We start from the raw sequence: 17341 nt of genomic DNA on the forward strand, positions 1-17341 counted from the left end.
CCGATCCAATGACAAGAGAAATCAACGTGAAAACACATCATCAACTGAATGAGCTGCTGACCTTCGCGCGCCAACATTCGGACTATTACAAACAGCTTCTGGTCAATGTCGAGGGCCAGGTCAGTTCCTTGTCCGAGTTGCCTCTGACAGACCCTGCCGAGTACTGGAATCACAGTCATGATCTCGATCAGTGGCCTGTACTTACCGGGCCCGCCGTTAAGGGGATCGTGTTCAAAACCGGCGGATCGACCAGCGCCGGAAAACTCTCCGTTTATGCCCGGGATGAATGGAATGCACTGGTGAGGGATTTTGGTAACAGCCTGACCGCGCAGTTCTCACCGGGAGATCGCATAGCCAATCTGTTTTTTGCCGGCGATTTGTATGCCAGTTTTCTGTTCATTCACGACGCGCTCGCCCATGTCCCGAGCGACATTATCGAGTTCCCTTTTGCTGGCAATGTCGAATCCAGCGCTCTCGCCGAAGGCATCGTGCAGCACCGGATCAACGTTCTGGCCGGAGTTCCAGCGCACCTGCTGACATTTGCCGCCTGGCTGAGCCGCAACGGGCAGGTCCTGGAAAATATCGACACGGTGCTCTTTGGCGGCGAGAGCCTGTTCGCTGCACAACGACAAACACTCGCGCATGTGTTTCCAAATGCCCGCATTGCTTCCATCGGTTACGCCAGCGTCGACGCCGGTTTCATTGGGGCCAGCACCCTCGACTGCGCCGACGGCGAACATCGAACGCCGGATGATCACGCCGTTATCGAGATCATTGATGAGGTATCCGGTGCAGTGATCAGTGATTGTGATCGCCCGGGACTGTTGGTACTGACCAACCTCAATCGCCGCTTGATGCCTTTGCTACGTTACCCGGTAGGTGACCGCGCCAGTTGGCGAGAACCCGTCGGTACCGCCATGCGCAAATTCGTTCTCAAGGGGCGCAGCGCCAGCAGTCAGCGGGTGCGTGTCGGCATACTGTCGCTGATGCCAAGCGAGCTCGGCGACCTCGTTCACCACACCGTCGCCAGTGACGACTGGCAATTGGTGATCGGGCAGACAGCCCTCAAGGATGTGCTCACCCTCAAGTGGGTAGCGTCCGGCAATAGCGCCGAGACGGATGACGCCAGTCAACAGCTGAAAAGGCGACTGATCGAACGCTACCCGCTGATCGAAAAGCTACAAGCAGACCAATTGCTCGACCTGCAGATTCAATGCTGCAGCAGCGAAAACCTGCACCGTCACCCTCGCTCTGGAAAATGCCTGCGTGTGCTTGATCAACGCGTGTATGAACATCCCCTCGCGGAGCCTGCGTGATGGAGCCACTGATTTTACGCAACTACCGCGATACCGATGCGAGCGCGGTCAGTCAACTGTTCAGAGAGGTTTACGGCGACCACTATGTGCAACCTCATGTGTATCTACCGCACATGATCAGTCAGAACCATGCCGATCAACGCTGGCATTCGCTGGTCGCCGAAGTGGATGGACACCTCCTCGGCCACGCCACGCTGTTTCGTGAATCCGACTCGCACAGTGCCGAACTGGCATTGAGCGTTGTGCACCCGCAAACCCGTGGCCAACAGATTGCCACTCGCCTGGGCGATCAGTTGCTGACTCATGCCCAGGCGCTGGGCTGCCGCAACGTGACGATCAAGCAAGTGACGCACCACCCGTACACGCAACGCATGGCCGACAGTTTGGGTTTTCATAACACTGGGCTGCTGCCCGATTACGTGCCATCACCCTTCGGTGCGAGCACGCCGGAGTCGATTGTCATTGGTTGCCGTGTGGTTGCGGGCTACCAACAACCGCTGCCGAATCAACGCTGGCCCGCCAGTTGTGCGGCGTTCATGGCGCATCTGAGCCACGTGTTCGGCGTGCGCGATCAAATGCCGCGCTGGTGCGGCGCGCCAGTGCATTTGGAAAAGCAGGCAAACCGCTATGACCTGTTGCTGAAAAAGATCGGCACGGGGCTGCTCAGGCAGTTGGGCGAGCTGCCGGCACACTGGCTGGTGTCGATAAAACTCAGGCTGTCCAGGCAATTTGCGCTTGATCTGAGCAGGCTCGCCGACATCGGTTTCGTATTTACCGGGTTGGCGCCGGGGCACGGCAACTATGAGGGATGGTTGGCGTTGTTTCATCGAGGAATGTGCCAGCGGCCATTGCAACTGCACTGCCCGCGCATGCAGCGCTTGCATGAAATGACCCAAATACATCCGAACGCACTGATTGATCGTTAGCTGAAGCGATCGCCTGTGGTCTGTGAACCTGCACCAGACCACAGGAATACCGCATTCATGCTTTGGCTGTGACGCCTTTGTCCGAAGGTGGCAGCGGCGCGTTGCCGTCACCGTACGTCTTCAGATTCTGCAGCACATAAATCGCTTTTTTGAATTCGGGAATCAGGCTTTTGCCGTAGAAATTGCCGTTGAGGCTATTGCTCTGGATGGTATCCAGTTGCGTGGCGAAATACTCCAACGCGTTAAAGCGTGCGTCCGGGTCTTTCTGCACACCAAAACGATCGAACTTATCGCCAGCATTGAGCAAGGTAATAGAGGTCACTTCGGAAATCAGTCCTCGGCCACGCAGAAACTCACTCAAATTACCCAATTGCTTTACCGATACGTTGGCCGGATCAAAACCTTTGATCTGCTTGCGTAACCCTTGCTTGTCCATCTCGGCCACATTCAAAGCGTTGGGATCGTTGCCGACCAGCGTGAGCATTTGCTGCACCTTGACGCTCTGAGCCACCTGTTTCTTCGCACCCGTGTCGCGAACCAGGATGCCGGCCTTGCTTTGCCAGGTCCCGGTAATGCCGATAGTCATGCGAAAACTCCTTGAAGAATGACCATGAAATGTCCTTGTTGAGCGACTTGTATGCCCGAGAGTATCGGCCGGCAAACTGATGGCACCAACTTATTTATGGTTTTTTTACATATTCCGTACATTTTCGATACAAACCAGCAAAGCCTTACAAACACTGGGCCGTCTGTACCGCTCAACATTGCGAAACGTAGATTTATTGCTCTAATGAACAGGCTGGTTAGTTTCTGTGTATCACGGCCGATACATACCTTCAGTCGGTTATGCAGACTCTTGTACGAAAGTACCTAAAGCTTCCTTTCGCCGCGACGATACGTAGGGATACCCGCACTGTTTTCCATCCCTGCCCCCACAAAAACAATCGCAGCTCAAGGACCGGTTTCCATGCCCGCATTCCGCACCATTCAGGCTCGCTACACGCTGTTTCTGGTTCTGTTCATTCTGCTGTTGTCAGTGCTGACCGTGGTCGGCATCAGCCAATTGGTCGCGCCCAAATTGCGCCATACCGAAGAGCAAGTCGTGCTCAACCGCATCGCCGAAGTTGCTGAACAGATTCAGGGCGAATTGAACAAAGTTCAGGCACAGCAACGCAGCATCACCCAGACCATTCCCCTGCTCGACAGCGCGGCAATCGACACCGTGTTGCCGGGACTGGTTGACCAGTACGGCGAATTGAAAGTCTTTGGCGGCGGTATCTGGCCGCTGCCCGGCCAACGTGAAGCCGGACGCAACAAGTTCAGCACTTTCTGGCACCGCGACGCCTCGGGAAAACTGGCGGTAAACACCTTCTGGAACAGCGACGCCGCGCCCAATTACTACGACCAGAGCTGGTACAAGGGCGGCATGCAAACCCCGCGCGGCCAGTGCGCCTGGGCCGCTGCCTATAAAGACGACGCCAGTGCCGAACCGCGCACCAATTGCGTCATGGCCATCCAGAAAAACGGCGTAGCGTGGGGCGTGTCGACCATCGACGTGACCCTCGGCTTTTTCAATGATCTGGTGGCGCGCAAGGAAAAAGACCTCAACGCCGAAATGCTCATCGTCGAGGCAGACGGCAAGATCATCAGCAACAGCTCGCGAATCAGCGGCCCGATCGTGCTGAAGAACATCAGCGAACTGGCGGGCAACCTGCCGTTCGCCAAGCAGGTCAACGCTGGTCTGCAAAACCGCGAGCAATCGCAACGCATCGAGTTCGACAACAACGGTCAGGACAGCACCTTCTTTATGCGTCCGATCGAAGGCACGCCGTGGTTCCTCGCCACCGCCCTGCCGACCAAAATGCTCACCGCCCAGCGTGATGACGTGCTCAGCACCTTGAGCCTGTTGCAGATTCCGTTAGTGATTCTGTTGGTGCTGCTGCAGGTCTACGCGATTCGTCAGTTGATCTCGCGCATGAAGGCGTTGAAGGCCAACATTGATTTGCTCTCCAGCGGCGATGCCGACCTGACCAAGCGCATCACCATTCGTGCCGAAGATGAACTCGGCGCGATCGGCCATTCGATCAACACGTTTATCGCGTATCTGCAAAACATGATCGGCGAAGTGACCCACGCGACCGGTGCCATGGCCTCGAGCCTCGACAACCTGCAACGCACCTCGGCGCACACCAGTCAGATCCTGCTGCGCCATGCCTCGGAAACCGATCAGACGGTTACCGCGATCACCGAAATGAGTTCGACCGCCGAAAGCGTCGCGCAAAATGCCGCTGAAACGGCCGCGTTCACCCAAAAAGCCAATGAAAACGCCGACCGCTCGCGGGTGGTGGTCGGTGAAGCGACCAACAGCGTTGTAGCGCTGATCGACGAAGTGGCCAGCGCCACGCACAAAGTTGAAAACATGCAGCAGGACGCTCAACGCATCACCGAGATTCTTGGGGTGATTGGCGCGATTGCCGGCCAGACCAACCTGTTGGCGCTTAACGCTGCGATCGAGGCAGCGCGCGCCGGGGAACAGGGTCGTGGTTTTGCCGTGGTGGCTGACGAAGTCCGCGCCCTCGCTGCTCGCACTCAGGCCAGCACCTCGGAAATCAACGAAATGTTGACTCGCCTTACACAAGGCGTGAGCTCATCGGTTGCGGCGATGGAAAACACCCAGGCCAGTTGCCAGTCGGCGGCCGACGCCACGGCGCGGGTCAACACCGGTCTGGATGAAATGGCCGGTTCGGTCAGCCACATCAACAGCCTCAGCACACAAATCGCCACCGCCGCCGAACAGCAAAGCGCCGTGACCGAAGAGATCAACCGCAGCATGGTGCAAATCCGCCACATGGTTGAGGAACTGGTACACAGCGGACAGGCCAGCGAGTTGAATACCCAGCAATTGCTGGAGGCTAATAGCCGGGTGAGTGCGATTATGGGGCGCTTTAAAGTCAGCTGAACCACCAAAGTGACGCCCCTGTAGGAGCTGCCGCAGGCTGCGATCTTTTGATTTGGCGTTTAAGGGGCAAGATCAAAAGATCGCAGCCTGCGGCAGCTCCTACAGGGAGCGAGGCGTTCCGGTCTTGTAGCAACTGGAAACACTCCGTTGATTTCAGGCAGTAAAAACCGGTCAAAATACGTTCTTTTTCGACCGCCACTCGACTCGAGAACCTGTCATGCGAACCTCTCTGCGTCTGCTCACCCTGAGCGCTCTGTTCATTTCTTCTCTGGCGCAAGCCGCCGATCTGATCCCGATCGAAGTTCACCGCGACGCCAATTGCGGCTGCTGCAAGAAGTGGATCAGCCACCTCGAAGCCAACGGTTTCAAAGTTGAAGACCATGTTGAAAGCGACATGAGCAGCTTCAAACAACAACACGGCGTGCCACCGCGTCTGGCGTCGTGCCACACCGCGATCATCAATGGCAAATTCGTCGAAGGCCATGTGCCGGCCGATCAAGTGCTGGCCCTGACCAAGCGCTATGATCTGCTCGGTGTCGCCGCGCCGGGCATGCCGATGGGCTCGCCGGGGATGGAAATGGATGGCATGAGCGATGCTTATCAAGTGATCGGTTTGAAGAAGAACGGCACTGACGTCGTGGTGGCGGACTACCCGGCTCATTGATGGGTGCAGCATACGTCGGGCTGTTCTTTGCCGCGTTCGGTGCGGCAACGTTATTGCCGTTGCAGTCCGAGGCGTTACTGGTCGGGTTGATCGTCAGCGAACGTTACTGGCTGTGGGGGTTGTTGGCGGTAGCGACGCTGGGCAATGTGCTCGGCTCGCTGGTCAACTGGTGGCTGGGGCGCGGGATCGAGCGCTTTCAGGAGCGCCGCTGGTTTCCGGTCAGCGCCAAACACATGGCCACGGCGCGCAAGCACTATGAGCGTTACGGTCATTGGTCGTTGCTGCTCAGTTGGTTGCCGATTATCGGTGACCCACTGACCCTGATCGCCGGCGTCATGCGCGAACCCCTCGGACGCTTTCTGCTGATCGTCACACTCGCCAAAGGTGCGCGCTATGGCGTGCTGGCCCTGCTGACCCTCGGCTGGCTCGGTTGAACCATCAGCCGCCGACATTGCCTGTGTGTTTAACGTCGCCGTAATGCGGCCACTCCAGCATCGGCCGATTTCCATGGAGTTTGTCCCTATGTCCAACTCGTTAAACCGCTGGTTGCCCGGCCTGTTCCTCAGCGCCGCCCTGCCCCTGTTTGCCCATGCCGCCACTGAAACCGCGCCCGCCGAAGGCCCGGCGTATGGCCCGGAACTGCAGGGCTTCGAATACCCTTACACGCTTAAACACTTCGCTTTCCAGTCCCAAGGCAAATCCCTGCAAATGGGTTACATGGACGTCGCCGCTCACGGCAAGGCCAATGGCCGCACCGTGGTGTTGATGCACGGCAAGAATTTTTGCGGCGCGACCTGGGACAGTTCGATCAAAGCCCTGAGCGAGGCCGGTTACCGGGTGATCGCGCCGGATCAGATTGGTTTCTGCTCCTCCAGCAAACCCGACAACTATCAGTACAGCTTCCAGCAACTGGCGACCAACACCCAGCAACTGCTGAAAGCGCTGGGCATTCAGAAAGCTACGCTGCTCGGCCACTCCACCGGCGGCATGCTGGCCACGCGTTATGCGCTGCTGTTCCCGGAGCAGGTCGATCAACTGGCGCTGGTCAACCCGATCGGTCTGGAGGACTGGAAAGCCCTTGGCGTGCCCTATCGCAGCGTGGATCAGTGGTATGAGCGCGAACTGAAAGTCTCCGCCCAAGGCATTCGCGACTACGAACGAACGACTTATTACGATGGCCGCTGGAAGCCTGAATTTGATCGCTGGGTCGATATGCTCGCCGGCCTGAGCAAAGGCCCGGGCAAGACCCAAGTCGCCTGGAACTCGGCGCTGATCTACGACATGATTTTCACCCAGCCGGTGTACTACGAGTTCAAGAACCTGAAAATGCCGACGCTGTTGTTGATCGGTACCTCCGACACCACGGCCATCGGCAAAGACATTGCGCCACCCGAAGTGAAGGCGAAGATCGGTCACTACGACGTGCTAGGCAAACAAGTGGCGAAACTGATCCCGCAGTCGACGCTGGTGGAATTCCCCGGCATGGGCCACGCGCCACAAATGGAAGAACCCGAGCAGTTCCACAAAGCGCTGCTGGGCTGGCTGAGCAAAACCAATCCCGTTCATTGATGAGGTAAGGCTGATGGCGGTGCAGATTGCGGTAATCGATGACTGGCAAGACGTGGCCCGCGACGTGGTCGACTGGTCTGTGCTGGACGGCATCGGCGAAGTCACGTTTGAACATGATTACCCGGCGGACAACGCCACTTTGGCGCAACGTCTGGGCCGCTATCAGGTGATTTGCGTGATGCGCGAGCGCACGCGTTTCGATGAGGATTTGCTCAAGCGTCTGCCCAATCTGAAGCTGCTGGTCACCGGCGGCATGCGCAATGCGGCGCTGGACATGTCAGCGGCAGCCAAACTCGGGATCAAGGTCTGCGGCACTGATAGCTACAAACACGCAGCACCGGAACTGACCTGGGCGCTGATCATGGCGGCCACACGAAATCTGGTGAACGAAGCCAATTCCCTGCGCGCCGGGCAGTGGCAGCAGGGTCTGGGTGGCGACCTGCATGGCAAGACGCTGGGCATTCTCGGCCTCGGCAGCATTGGCCAGCGTGTCGCGCAATTTGGTCAGGTGTTTGGCATGCGCGTTATCGCTTGGAGCGAGAATCTCACGGCTGAGCGAGCTGAACAGGTCGGCGTGACGTACGTCAGCAAGCAGGCGCTGTTCGAGCAGGCGGATGTGTTGTCGGTGCATCTGGTGCTCAGCGAGCGCAGTCGCGGCTTGGTCGATGCGCAGGCGCTGGGCTGGATGAAACCGACGGCGCTGCTGGTGAACACCGCGCGCGGGCCGATTGTTGATGAAGCGGCGCTGATCAAGGCGTTGCAGAAACAGCAGATTGCCGGGGCGGCGCTGGATGTATATGAGCAGGAGCCGTTGCCGAACATGCACCCATTTCGCACGCTGGATAATGTGCTGGCGACGCCGCATGTCGGGTACGTGAGTCGGCAGAATTATGAGCAGTTCTTTTCGCAGATGATCGAGGATATTCAGGGCTGGGCTGCGGGGGAGCCGATTCGGTTGTTGAATTGAGTCATATCCTGATTGCGATGGTGAAGGTGCCATCGCCTTCGCGAGCAAGCCCGCTCCCACATTTTTGACCGCGTTCCTTCAGATGGAACGCGATCAACCTGTGGGAGCGGGCTTACTCGCGAAGGGGCATTAACTGTCCCTACACCAACAAACTGCCCGCACCACAACAGTGCAACCCCTACCTTCCCCAGCACAAAATTGTGACTGCTCAGTCACCGTTTTAGCCCCCCGCCTCAAAAAAACCTGCACTTCGTCGGTGCGTTTACCCCTGAAAACTCCGGTTACCGATTAAAGCAAACCGATTGTCGAACAATTTACCCATTTGCCCTCGCCCGCTCTAGGATCTGGCCTAGACTGGTTTTCGGGGCACGAAACCGGTTGGTCACATTCCGGAAAAAAAGTCGAAACTTTTGCACGACGCGGCGGGTCATCACAAAGGTAGGGCCGAAGCGGCTGGTGCAATCCTTGCAATAGCCCAAACACCCATTCTGCTTGCGCGTGTTGGGTAGCGTTTGCTCACCGATGCGTGGCGCGTTTGCGCTTGCCGTACGTAGGAGCTGCCGAAGGCTGCGATCTTTTGATCCTTTAAAAGCCAATGATCGCAGCCTTCGGCAGCTCCTACAGAGAGAACACAAGAATCAGATCAACAACACGGGAGATTCATATGATCAGTGCGGCATTGGATATTCAGGGAGAGCGTGCTCACCAATCGATGGGTGAATCGAGCACCATCAGCGTTCCCGGCAGCCGACAGATCAACGTCCCCGGCACCAAAACGCTGACGCCAGTAGCAAGTCAGAATCCCAACAAGAAGAAAGTGTTGTTCGTGACCTCGGAAATCGCCGACCTGGTGAAAACCGGCGGTCTGGGTGACGTGTCTGCCGCCCTGCCCCGTGCCATGGCCCATTTGCACGATGTGCGCGTGTTGATCCCCGGTTACCCGCAAGTCATGCACAGCGAGAACCCGATCCACATCATCGGCGAACTCGGCGGTCATGCTGCGCTGCCTCCGTGCAAGATCGGGCGCATGGACATGCCTGACGGTCTGGTGATCTACGTGTTGATCTGCCCGGAACTGTACGAGCGCGAAGGCTCGCCGTATGGCGCCAACAACGGTCGCGACTGGCCGGACAACCATATCCGCTTCGCCCGTCTCGGTCTGGCCGCTGCCGACATCGCCGCCAACCTCGCACAAATTCACTGGTGCCCGGATCTGGTGCACGCCCACGACTGGCCGGCCGGTCTGGCCCCTGCTTATATGCACTGGCGCGGGCAGCGCACGCCGACCCTGTTCACCATTCACAACCTCGCCTATCAAGGCGTGACCAGCCTCGGCTCGTGCCCTGAACTGGGCATTCCCAACCATGCCCTGCAACAGGAAGGCATGGAGTTTTACGGCAAGATGTCGTTTCTCAAGGCTGGCATGGCCTACTCGAGCCACATCACCACGGTCAGTGCCACCTACGCGCAGGAAATCACCACCCCGGATTTCGGCTGCGGCCTCGACGGTTTTCTCGCCGCCAAGACCCAGCAAGGTTTGCTCAGCGGTATCCCTAACGGTATCGATGAGAGCTGGGACGCCGCAACGGATCCGCACCTGTTCGCGCCGTTCGCCATTGGTGACTGGGAAGGCAAAGCCGTCAATGCCGCCCACGTTCGCGAGCTGTTTGAACTGAATGACTCCGAAGGCCCGCTGTTCGCCGTGGTGTCGCGCCTGGTGTATCAAAAAGGTCTGGATCTGACTGAAGCGGTGTCCGAGTACATCGTGCAGAACGGCGGCCAGATCGCAATCATTGGTCGTGGCGAGCCGGAAGAAGAGCAAGCCATGCGCGAACTGGCCTTGCGCTTCCCGGGCCAGATCGGTGTGCGCATCGGCTTCAACGAAACCGACGCCCGTCGCATGTTCGCCGGCAGCGATTTTCTGTTGATGCCTTCGCGTTATGAACCCTGCGGTCTAAGCCAGATGTACGCCCAGCGCTTCGGCTCATTGCCGGTTGCGCGCAACACCGGTGGGCTAGCCGACACCATTGAAAATGGGATTACCGGTTTCCTCTTCGACGAATCCACTGTTGAAAGCTATCAAGAAGCCTTGAGCCGTGCGTTCAAAGTCTTCGCCTATCCTGATTTGCTCAATGCCATGCGTTGCCGGGCAATGGCGGCACCGTTCAACTGGTGCAAAGCGGTTGAACCGTACGCCGAACTCTACGAACAACTGGTGGCCAAGGCCTTGGGTAAAGCAATCCACAAGTAACCGATCCACAAGGAACAAGGAGGTTGTAAACGATGCCGTTCCGGTCTATTGAAACCTGGCCCCACGGCGCGATCATGCTGGATGCCGAGCACACGCAATTTGCGCTGTGGGCGCCAGATGCGTTTTACGTCAGTGTCGAACTCGAAGACGGCCAGTCCCTGCCAATGCTGCCTCAGGCAGACGGCTGGTTTGTGATCAAGGCACGCTGTGCGGCGGGTACCCGCTACCGCTACAACATCGACGGCGAACTGGAGGTGCCCGACCCGGCCTCCCGCGCGCAGGACGGTGGCCTCGACCGCCACAGCGTGGTGGTCGATCCGCTGGCCTATCAATGGCGACACAGTGCCTGGCACGGTCGCCCGTGGAGTGAAGCAGTGATCTACGAGTTGCACGTCGGTGCGCTCGGTGGTTTCGCTGAAGTCGAACAACATCTGGCGCGCCTCGCAGGTTTGGGCGTTACCGCCATCGAACTGATGCCGCTGGCGCAATTCCCCGGCGAGCGCAATTGGGGTTACGACGGGGTTCTGCCCTACGCCCCGCAAGCCTCCTATGGCACCCCGGAACAACTTAAACATTTGATCGACAGCGCCCACGGTCATGGGCTGGCGGTGATTCTCGACGTGGTCTACAACCACTTCGGCCCGGACGGCAATTACCTGCACCGTTACGCTAAAGGCTTTTTCCGCGAAGACAAACACACGCCATGGGGCGCGGCGATCGATTTCCGCCGCAGCGAAGTGCGCGAGTTCTTTATCGAAAACGCCCTGATGTGGTTGCTCGAATACCGCTTCGACGGTTTACGCCTCGATGCAGTGCATGCCATCGAAGACCCCGATTTCCTCACGGAAATGGCCCAGCGCATCCGCGCGCAGATCGACCCGACCCGCCATGTCTGGCTGTCCGTTGAAAACGAACTCAACCAATCCAGCCTGCTCGAATACGACTACGACGCGCAGTGGAATGACGACGGCCACAACGCCCTGCATGTTTTGCTCACCGGTGAAACCGACGCCTATTACGCCGACTACGCCGCGCAACCCACCGAGCAATTGGTGCGGTGCCTGAGCCAGGGTTTTGTCTTCCAGGGCCACATCACCCGCCATGGCGAGCCGCGCGGCGAACCCAGCGAACACCTGCCGTCCACCGCGTTCGTGCTGTTCCTGCAAAACCACGATCAGATCGGTAACCGCGCATTCGGCGAACGCCTGCATCATCTGGCCGACCCGCGCGCCGTGCAGGCAGCGACCGTGCTGTTGCTGCTGTCACCGATGATTCCGCTGATGTTCATGGGCGATGAATTTGCCGCCGAACAGCCCTTCCAGTTTTTCACCAGCCACCATGGCGAACTGGCCGAACTGGTGCGCGAAGGCCGACGCAATGAATTCGCCGCGTTCAGCGCCTTCGCCGATCCGCACAAACGCGAGCAAATCCCCGACCCGAATGCCGAAAAAACCTTCCACGATTCGCAGCCAAGGCTGATCGGCAATGGCAGCGTCAAACAGCAGGAAACCCTCGCGCTGTACCAAAAGCTGCTGCAATTTCGCCATCAATACATCATTCCGCATCTGTCCGGCACCCAGGCACTCGGCGCGCACATGCTCGGTCACGCGGCGGTCAGTGCACGCTGGCGATTGGGCAATGGCAGTGAGCTGCGAATTGACCTGAACCTCAGCGACACGCCAGTGGTCAACCCTCCACAGACCGAGGCCGTGTGGTTGTTTCAACAGCCACCCACCGTCGATCTATCGGAATCGGGCCAACTGCCCGCGTATTGCGCGCTTGTCAGCCTCACGGCCGCAACCCCTTTGCAACCTCTGGATGGAGAGCGCCTATGAGCGATGCGCAACTGGAAATTCTTGCCAGCCGAGCCGGCCTTGCCGTCGACTGGATCGACGCCAACGGCCGCCCGCAAAAAGTCGCCCCGGCGGTACTGCGCAATGTCCTGATCGGCCTCGGCCACCCGGCCAGCACCGCGCAGGAAATCGACGCCAGCCTGCTGGAATTGCAAGCCGTGCAACAAGACCGTCATTTGCCGCCGCTGCTGACCAGCGATGTCGGCGTCGGCGTCGATTTGGCGCGTTACTTCGCGCCGGAGACCCCGTGTGAAATCGTTCTTGAAGACGGCTCGCGACTGAACCTGAAACTGGACTCCGAGGCAGTGCTGCCCGGTCTGGTGCCGGTCGGTTATCAGCAGGTGCACATCGCCGATCAATTTTTCACCCTCGCCGTCGCGCCGGAACGCTGCTTCAGCGTCGGTGATGCGGTGGACAATCCGATCCCCCGCGCCTGGGGCCTGAGCGTGCAGCTATATTCGCTGCGGCGCTCCGGCGATGGCGGTTTCGGTGATACTCAAGCGCTGGAAGAACTGGCGCGAGTCGCCGGCGAACGCGGTGCCGAAGCCTTGGCGATCAGCCCGTTGCACGCGATGTTCAGCGCCGACACCGGCCGCTACAGCCCTTATTCGCCGTCCAGCCGCTTGTTCCTCAATCCTCTGTACGCCGCGCCCGGTGCGATTCTCGGCGAACGCGCCCTGCGTGATGCCATCGACGCTACCGGTCTGGCCGAGCAATTCGCGCAACTGGAAGACTTGAAACTGGTCGACTGGCCCGCCGCCGCAGATGCCAAGCAGAAACTGCTACAAGCGTTGTACGAAGGCTTCGTTGCTGGCGATCACCCGTTGCACCCGGACTTCGCCAGTTTCCGTCACGCCGGAGGCGAAGCGCTGGAAAATCACTGCCGATTCGAAGCAATTCAGGAAATGCGCGCCGCCCGTGGCGAGAACCTCGACTGGCGGCAATGGCCGGAACACTGGCACGACCCACGCGGCGCTGCGCTCGAAGCGTTCGCCGAAGAATATGCCGATCGCATCGGCTACTTCGCCTTCTGCCAATGGCTGATCCACCGCTGTCTCGAGCGTGCGCAAACCGCCGCTCGCAGCGCCGGCATGGGCATCGGCCTGATCGCTGATCTGGCAGTGGGTGCCGATGGCGCCGGCAGTCAGGCCTGGAGTTTTCAGGATGAGTTGCTCGCCTCGCTGACCGTTGGGGCACCGCCGGACATTCTCAATCGCTCCGGGCAAGGCTGGGGGATTTCTGCGTTTTCGCCGGAAGGCCTGATTCGCAACGGCTTCCGCGCCTTTATCGACATGCTCCGCGCCAACTTCGCCCATGCCGGCGGTTTGCGCATCGACCACGTCATGGGCCTGCAACGTTTATGGGTGATCCCTAACGGCTCGGCACCGGCGGATGGCGCTTACCTGTATTACCCGGTGGATGACCTGCTGCGTTTGCTGACACTGGAGTCCCATCGTCATCAAGCCATCGTCCTTGGCGAAGACCTTGGCACCGTGCCGGACGGCCTGCGCGAAAAACTCATCGCCCGCTCGATGCTCGGCATGCGCGTGCTGCTGTTCGAACAGGACAATACGCATTTCAAACCGATTCTCGACTGGCCGGATAACGCGCTGGCGACCACCAGCACCCACGATCTGCCCACCCTGAATGGCTGGTGGCACGGCCGCGACATCGACTGGAATGCACGCCTTGGATTTGTCGATGCCAACGGCGAAATCGAATGGCGCCAGCATCGTCAACGTGAACGCGAAGGCTTGCGCAGCGCACTGAGCCAGGATCCGCAGAACTTCCGCGAAGAATCCCACGAGGCCGATCAAGTCGTTGATGCCGCCGTACGCTTCCTCGGCCACACCCGTGCGCCGCTGGTATTGCTGCCACTGGAAGATGCGCTGGGCATCAACGAACAGGCGAACCTGCCCGGCACCATCGATACCCACCCTAACTGGTCGCGTCGTTTGCCCGGCCCCAGCGAAGCGTTGCTCGACGGCGTCGATGCTGCACGACGTCTGGAACTGCTGGCTTGCGCGCGTCTTCAGGCTGCCGAGCGTGACCAATGAACCAAACGCTTATCCAGCCACTGCGCGCGACGTTGCGCCTGCAATTCCATAAAGGTTTTACCCTCGAACAAGCGGTGCCACTGGTGCCGTACTTCGCTCAACTGGGCATCAGCCACATTTACGCCTCGCCATTGCTCGCCGCCCGCGCCGGTTCGATGCACGGCTACGACGTGGTCGACCCGACGCAGGTCAACCCGGAACTCGGTGGCGAACCGGCATTGCGGCGTCTGGTCAGCACCCTGCGCGAACACAACATGGGGCTGATCCTCGACATCGTGTCCAACCACATGGCCGTCGGCGGTAACGACAACCCGTGGTGGCTGGACTTGCTGGAGTGGGGCCGCCTCAGCCCGTACGGCGAGTTTTTCGATATCCAATGGCATTCGCCCGATCCGCTGATGGAAGGCCAGTTGTTGCTGCCGTTCCTCGGCAGTGACTACGGCGTGGCCTTGCAGGACGGCACGTTGAAGCTGCATTTCAACGCGCAGACTGGCAGCTTTTTCGTCGAACACTACGACCATCACTTCCCGATCTGCCCGAATGATTACGGCGAGATTCTCAAGCACGAAGAAACGTTGAAGCCGCTCGCTGATCGGTTCAGTGCGCTGAGTTATCAGACCGACGCGCATTCGTTGGCGATTCCCTTGAAGGAAGAATTGCGGCAACTGGCGAGCGATCCGCAGGTGCTGCAAGCGATTGAAAACAACCTCAAGCATTACGACTCGACCACCGAGGAAGGCTTCGACGCGCTGCATCAATTGCTCGAGCGGCAGAGCTATCGCCTGGCCAGTTGGCGCACCGCCGCGGATGACATCAATTGGCGGCGCTTCTTCGACATCAATGAACTCGGGGGTTTGCGCGTCGAGCGTCCGGCAGTCTTTGAAGCGACTCACGGCAAAATCTTCCAGTTGGTCGCTGAAGGTCTGGTCGACGGCTTGCGTATCGACCACATCGACGGCCTCGCCGATCCGCGGGGTTACTGCCGTAAATTGCGCCGGCGTCTTGACCTGATCGCGCCGGATCGACACCTGCCGATCTACGTCGAGAAGATCCTCGGCGCCGGCGAAACCCTGCACCGCGACTGGGCAGTGGACGGCACCACCGGCTACGAATTCATGAATCAACTGTCGCTGCTGCAACACGATCCGGACGGCGAACATGTGCTCGGTGAGCTGTGGCAACGCCGCACGGAACGCCCCGCCGCGTTTATTGAAGAGGCGCAATTGGCGCGTCAGCAGATCCTTAACGGTTCGCTGGCCAGCGATTGCGAAAGCGTTGCGCAAGCGTTGCTGCAAGTCGCCCGCGACGACCTGATGACCCGCGACCTGACCCTCGGTGCCATCCGCCGCGTGTTGCAGGCGCTGATCATACATTTCCCGGTGTACCGCACTTACATCAGCGCGACGGGCCGCTCGGCGCAGGACGATGTGTTTTTCCAGCAAGCCATGGACGGTGCGCGTCCAACGCTCAGCGAAGCCGACTGGCCGGTGCTCGATTGCGTGGCGGCATGGCTTGGTGGCACACCGTGGCGGCGCAAACCGCTTGGCCGTTCGCGGAAAATCCTCAAGCACGCCTGCGTACGCTTTCAACAACTGACTTCGCCGGCAGCGGCGAAAGCCGTGGAAGACACCGCGCTGTATCGCTCGGCGGTGCTGCTGTCGCGCAATGACGTCGGCTACAACACCGAACAATTCAGCGCGCCGGTCAGTGATTTCCACGAGGTCAATCAGCGGCGTCTCGCCGAATTCCCCGACAACCTGCTCGCCACCGCGACCCACGATCACAAACGTGGCGAAGACACCCGCGCGCGTCTGGCCGTGCTCAGCGAACGCAGTCACTGGTACGCCGAGCAAATCGAATTGTGGCGCGCCCTCGCCCGCCCGGTTCGTGTTGACGACCAAGTGCCGTCGGCCGGTGATGAGCTGATCCTTTATCAAGCCTTGCTCGGTAGTTGGCCGCTGGATTTGCGCGACGACGATCAAGACGGTTTCGCCGACTACGCCAAGCGCATCTGGCAGTGGCAACAGAAAGCCTTGCGCGAAGCCAAGCTACAAAGCAGTTGGAGCGCGCCGAACGAAGCCTATGAAAATGCGACCCAGGCCTTCACCGAAAAACTCCTGACCGGTGAAGACGGCGAGTTGCTGCGTGCGGCGCTGGCCAAGACCGTCAGCAGTATCGCTGCTGCCGGCGCGCTCAATGGTTTGGCGCAAACCTTGCTGCGCATGACCGTGCCGGGGGTGCCGGATCTTTATCAAGGGAACGAGTTCTGGGACTTCAGCCTGGTCGATCCGGACAATCGCCGGCCGGTGGATTACGCCGCTCGCGAGCAGGCCCTGCAGGAGCCTCTGCCACCTGTGGAACTGCTGACGCACTGGCGTGACGGGCGCATCAAGCAAGCCTTGATTGCGCAGGTGCTGAACTTGCGCGCCGAGCATGCCGAGCTGTTTCGGCATGGCTCGTACCAGGCCCTGGAGGTGCTGGGCGAGCAGGCGCACAACGTGCTCGCGTTTGCCCGCGAACACGAGGGGAAACACGCCATCGTGATCGTGCCGATCCGTTGCGCGACGCTGCTGGAAAACAGTGCTGTACCTCAGGTCGATGCGCTGCGCTGGGGCGATACCCGGGTGGTTTTACCGTTCGACGCCTCTGACACAAACCTGAAGGGACTTTTTCAAAGCAGCGCAGTCACAAAAAACAGGGAGCTGAAAATCAGCGACGCGCTGGGGGATGTCCCGGTCAATCTCTTTATCCAACACTTAACGTAAGCATGAGTTCAGTT

General features: G+C 59.3%; 12 protein-coding genes. 11 read left to right on the forward strand and 1 reads right to left on the reverse strand.

Going from position 1 to position 17341, the window contains the following annotated elements; all coding sequences use genetic code 11:
- Positions 1–26 precede the first annotated feature (26 nt).
- Positions 27–1316, forward strand: a complete 1290-nt coding sequence (locus ACIP1X_RS00845; protein ID WP_400748962.1) for a phenylacetate--CoA ligase family protein — start codon at positions 27–29, stop codon at positions 1314–1316.
- The gene (locus tag ACIP1X_RS00850; RefSeq protein WP_400748412.1) at positions 1316–2242 is read left to right on the forward strand and encodes a GNAT family N-acetyltransferase; all 927 of its coding nucleotides are present in this window, start codon (positions 1316–1318) and stop codon (positions 2240–2242) included. Before ACIP1X_RS00845 ends, ACIP1X_RS00850 begins: the two co-directional genes overlap by 1 nt.
- 55 nt (positions 2243–2297) lie before the next feature.
- Here ACIP1X_RS00850 and ACIP1X_RS00855 read toward each other — a convergent pair whose 3' ends face one another.
- Positions 2298–2828: a hypothetical protein gene (locus ACIP1X_RS00855; RefSeq protein WP_400748415.1), complete on the reverse strand. Its 531-nt coding sequence runs from the start codon at positions 2826–2828 to the stop codon at positions 2298–2300.
- 381 nt (positions 2829–3209) lie between these two features.
- Between ACIP1X_RS00855 and ACIP1X_RS00860 the strand changes: the two genes are divergently transcribed.
- From ACIP1X_RS00860 to ACIP1X_RS00900, 9 genes are all read left to right on the forward strand, one after another.
- Positions 3210–5201 carry a methyl-accepting chemotaxis protein gene (locus tag ACIP1X_RS00860; protein ID WP_400748418.1) on the forward strand — a complete coding sequence of 664 codons (1992 nt, stop codon included), beginning with the start codon at positions 3210–3212 and terminating at the stop codon, positions 5199–5201.
- Between the two features lie 217 nt (positions 5202–5418).
- Complete coding sequence (locus tag ACIP1X_RS00865) at positions 5419–5865, forward strand: DUF411 domain-containing protein (RefSeq protein ID WP_400748421.1); 447 nt, start codon at positions 5419–5421, stop codon at positions 5863–5865.
- On the forward strand, positions 5865–6299 hold the full coding sequence (locus ACIP1X_RS00870; protein WP_282358015.1) for a YqaA family protein: 435 nt from the start codon (positions 5865–5867) through the stop codon (positions 6297–6299). The genes ACIP1X_RS00865 and ACIP1X_RS00870 overlap by 1 nt, the downstream gene beginning before the upstream one ends.
- An 88-nt stretch (positions 6300–6387) precedes the next feature.
- On the forward strand, positions 6388–7434 hold the full coding sequence (locus ACIP1X_RS00875; protein WP_400748423.1) for an alpha/beta fold hydrolase: 1047 nt from the start codon (positions 6388–6390) through the stop codon (positions 7432–7434).
- Positions 7435–7447: 13 nt separating this feature from the next.
- Positions 7448–8401, forward strand: a complete 954-nt coding sequence (locus tag ACIP1X_RS00880; RefSeq protein ID WP_400748426.1) for a D-2-hydroxyacid dehydrogenase family protein — start codon at positions 7448–7450, stop codon at positions 8399–8401.
- 664 nt (positions 8402–9065) lie between these two features.
- The gene (gene glgA, locus ACIP1X_RS00885) at positions 9066–10652 is read left to right on the forward strand and encodes a glycogen synthase GlgA (RefSeq protein WP_212550726.1); all 1587 of its coding nucleotides are present in this window, start codon (positions 9066–9068) and stop codon (positions 10650–10652) included.
- Positions 10653–10684: 32 nt separating this feature from the next.
- Positions 10685–12487: a malto-oligosyltrehalose trehalohydrolase gene (treZ, locus tag ACIP1X_RS00890; protein ID WP_400748429.1), complete on the forward strand. Its 1803-nt coding sequence runs from the start codon at positions 10685–10687 to the stop codon at positions 12485–12487.
- Positions 12484–14562 carry a 4-alpha-glucanotransferase gene (malQ, locus tag ACIP1X_RS00895; RefSeq protein ID WP_400748432.1) on the forward strand — a complete coding sequence of 693 codons (2079 nt, stop codon included), beginning with the start codon at positions 12484–12486 and terminating at the stop codon, positions 14560–14562. Before treZ ends, malQ begins: the two co-directional genes overlap by 4 nt.
- A complete protein-coding gene (locus tag ACIP1X_RS00900; RefSeq protein ID WP_400748435.1) occupies positions 14559–17327 on the forward strand; it encodes a malto-oligosyltrehalose synthase in 2769 nt (922 codons plus the stop codon). The genes malQ and ACIP1X_RS00900 overlap by 4 nt, the downstream gene beginning before the upstream one ends.
- Positions 17328–17341: the final 14 nt, after the last annotated feature.

This window comes from Pseudomonas sp. NPDC088885, assembly GCF_044750025.1.
GTDB lineage: Bacteria > Pseudomonadota > Gammaproteobacteria > Pseudomonadales > Pseudomonadaceae > Aquipseudomonas > Aquipseudomonas rustica.

Bases quoted from the DNA above. Each gene is read 5' to 3' on its own strand.
- ACIP1X_RS00850 (WP_400748412.1), top strand. From the start codon at position 1,316: ATGGAGCCACTGATTTTACGCAACTACCGCGATACCGATGCGAGCGCG.
- ACIP1X_RS00855 (WP_400748415.1), bottom strand. From the start codon at position 2,828: ATGACTATCGGCATTACCGGGACCTGGCAAAGCAAGGCCGGCATCCTG.
- ACIP1X_RS00860 (WP_400748418.1), top strand. From the start codon at position 3,210: ATGCCCGCATTCCGCACCATTCAGGCTCGCTACACGCTGTTTCTGGTT.
- ACIP1X_RS00865 (WP_400748421.1), top strand. From the start codon at position 5,419: ATGCGAACCTCTCTGCGTCTGCTCACCCTGAGCGCTCTGTTCATTTCT.
- ACIP1X_RS00870 (WP_282358015.1), top strand. From the start codon at position 5,865: ATGGGTGCAGCATACGTCGGGCTGTTCTTTGCCGCGTTCGGTGCGGCA.
- ACIP1X_RS00875 (WP_400748423.1), top strand. From the start codon at position 6,388: ATGTCCAACTCGTTAAACCGCTGGTTGCCCGGCCTGTTCCTCAGCGCC.
- ACIP1X_RS00880 (WP_400748426.1), top strand. From the start codon at position 7,448: ATGGCGGTGCAGATTGCGGTAATCGATGACTGGCAAGACGTGGCCCGC.
- glgA (WP_212550726.1), top strand. From the start codon at position 9,066: ATGATCAGTGCGGCATTGGATATTCAGGGAGAGCGTGCTCACCAATCG.
- treZ (WP_400748429.1), top strand. From the start codon at position 10,685: ATGCCGTTCCGGTCTATTGAAACCTGGCCCCACGGCGCGATCATGCTG.
- malQ (WP_400748432.1), top strand. From the start codon at position 12,484: ATGAGCGATGCGCAACTGGAAATTCTTGCCAGCCGAGCCGGCCTTGCC.
- ACIP1X_RS00900 (WP_400748435.1), top strand. From the start codon at position 14,559: ATGAACCAAACGCTTATCCAGCCACTGCGCGCGACGTTGCGCCTGCAA.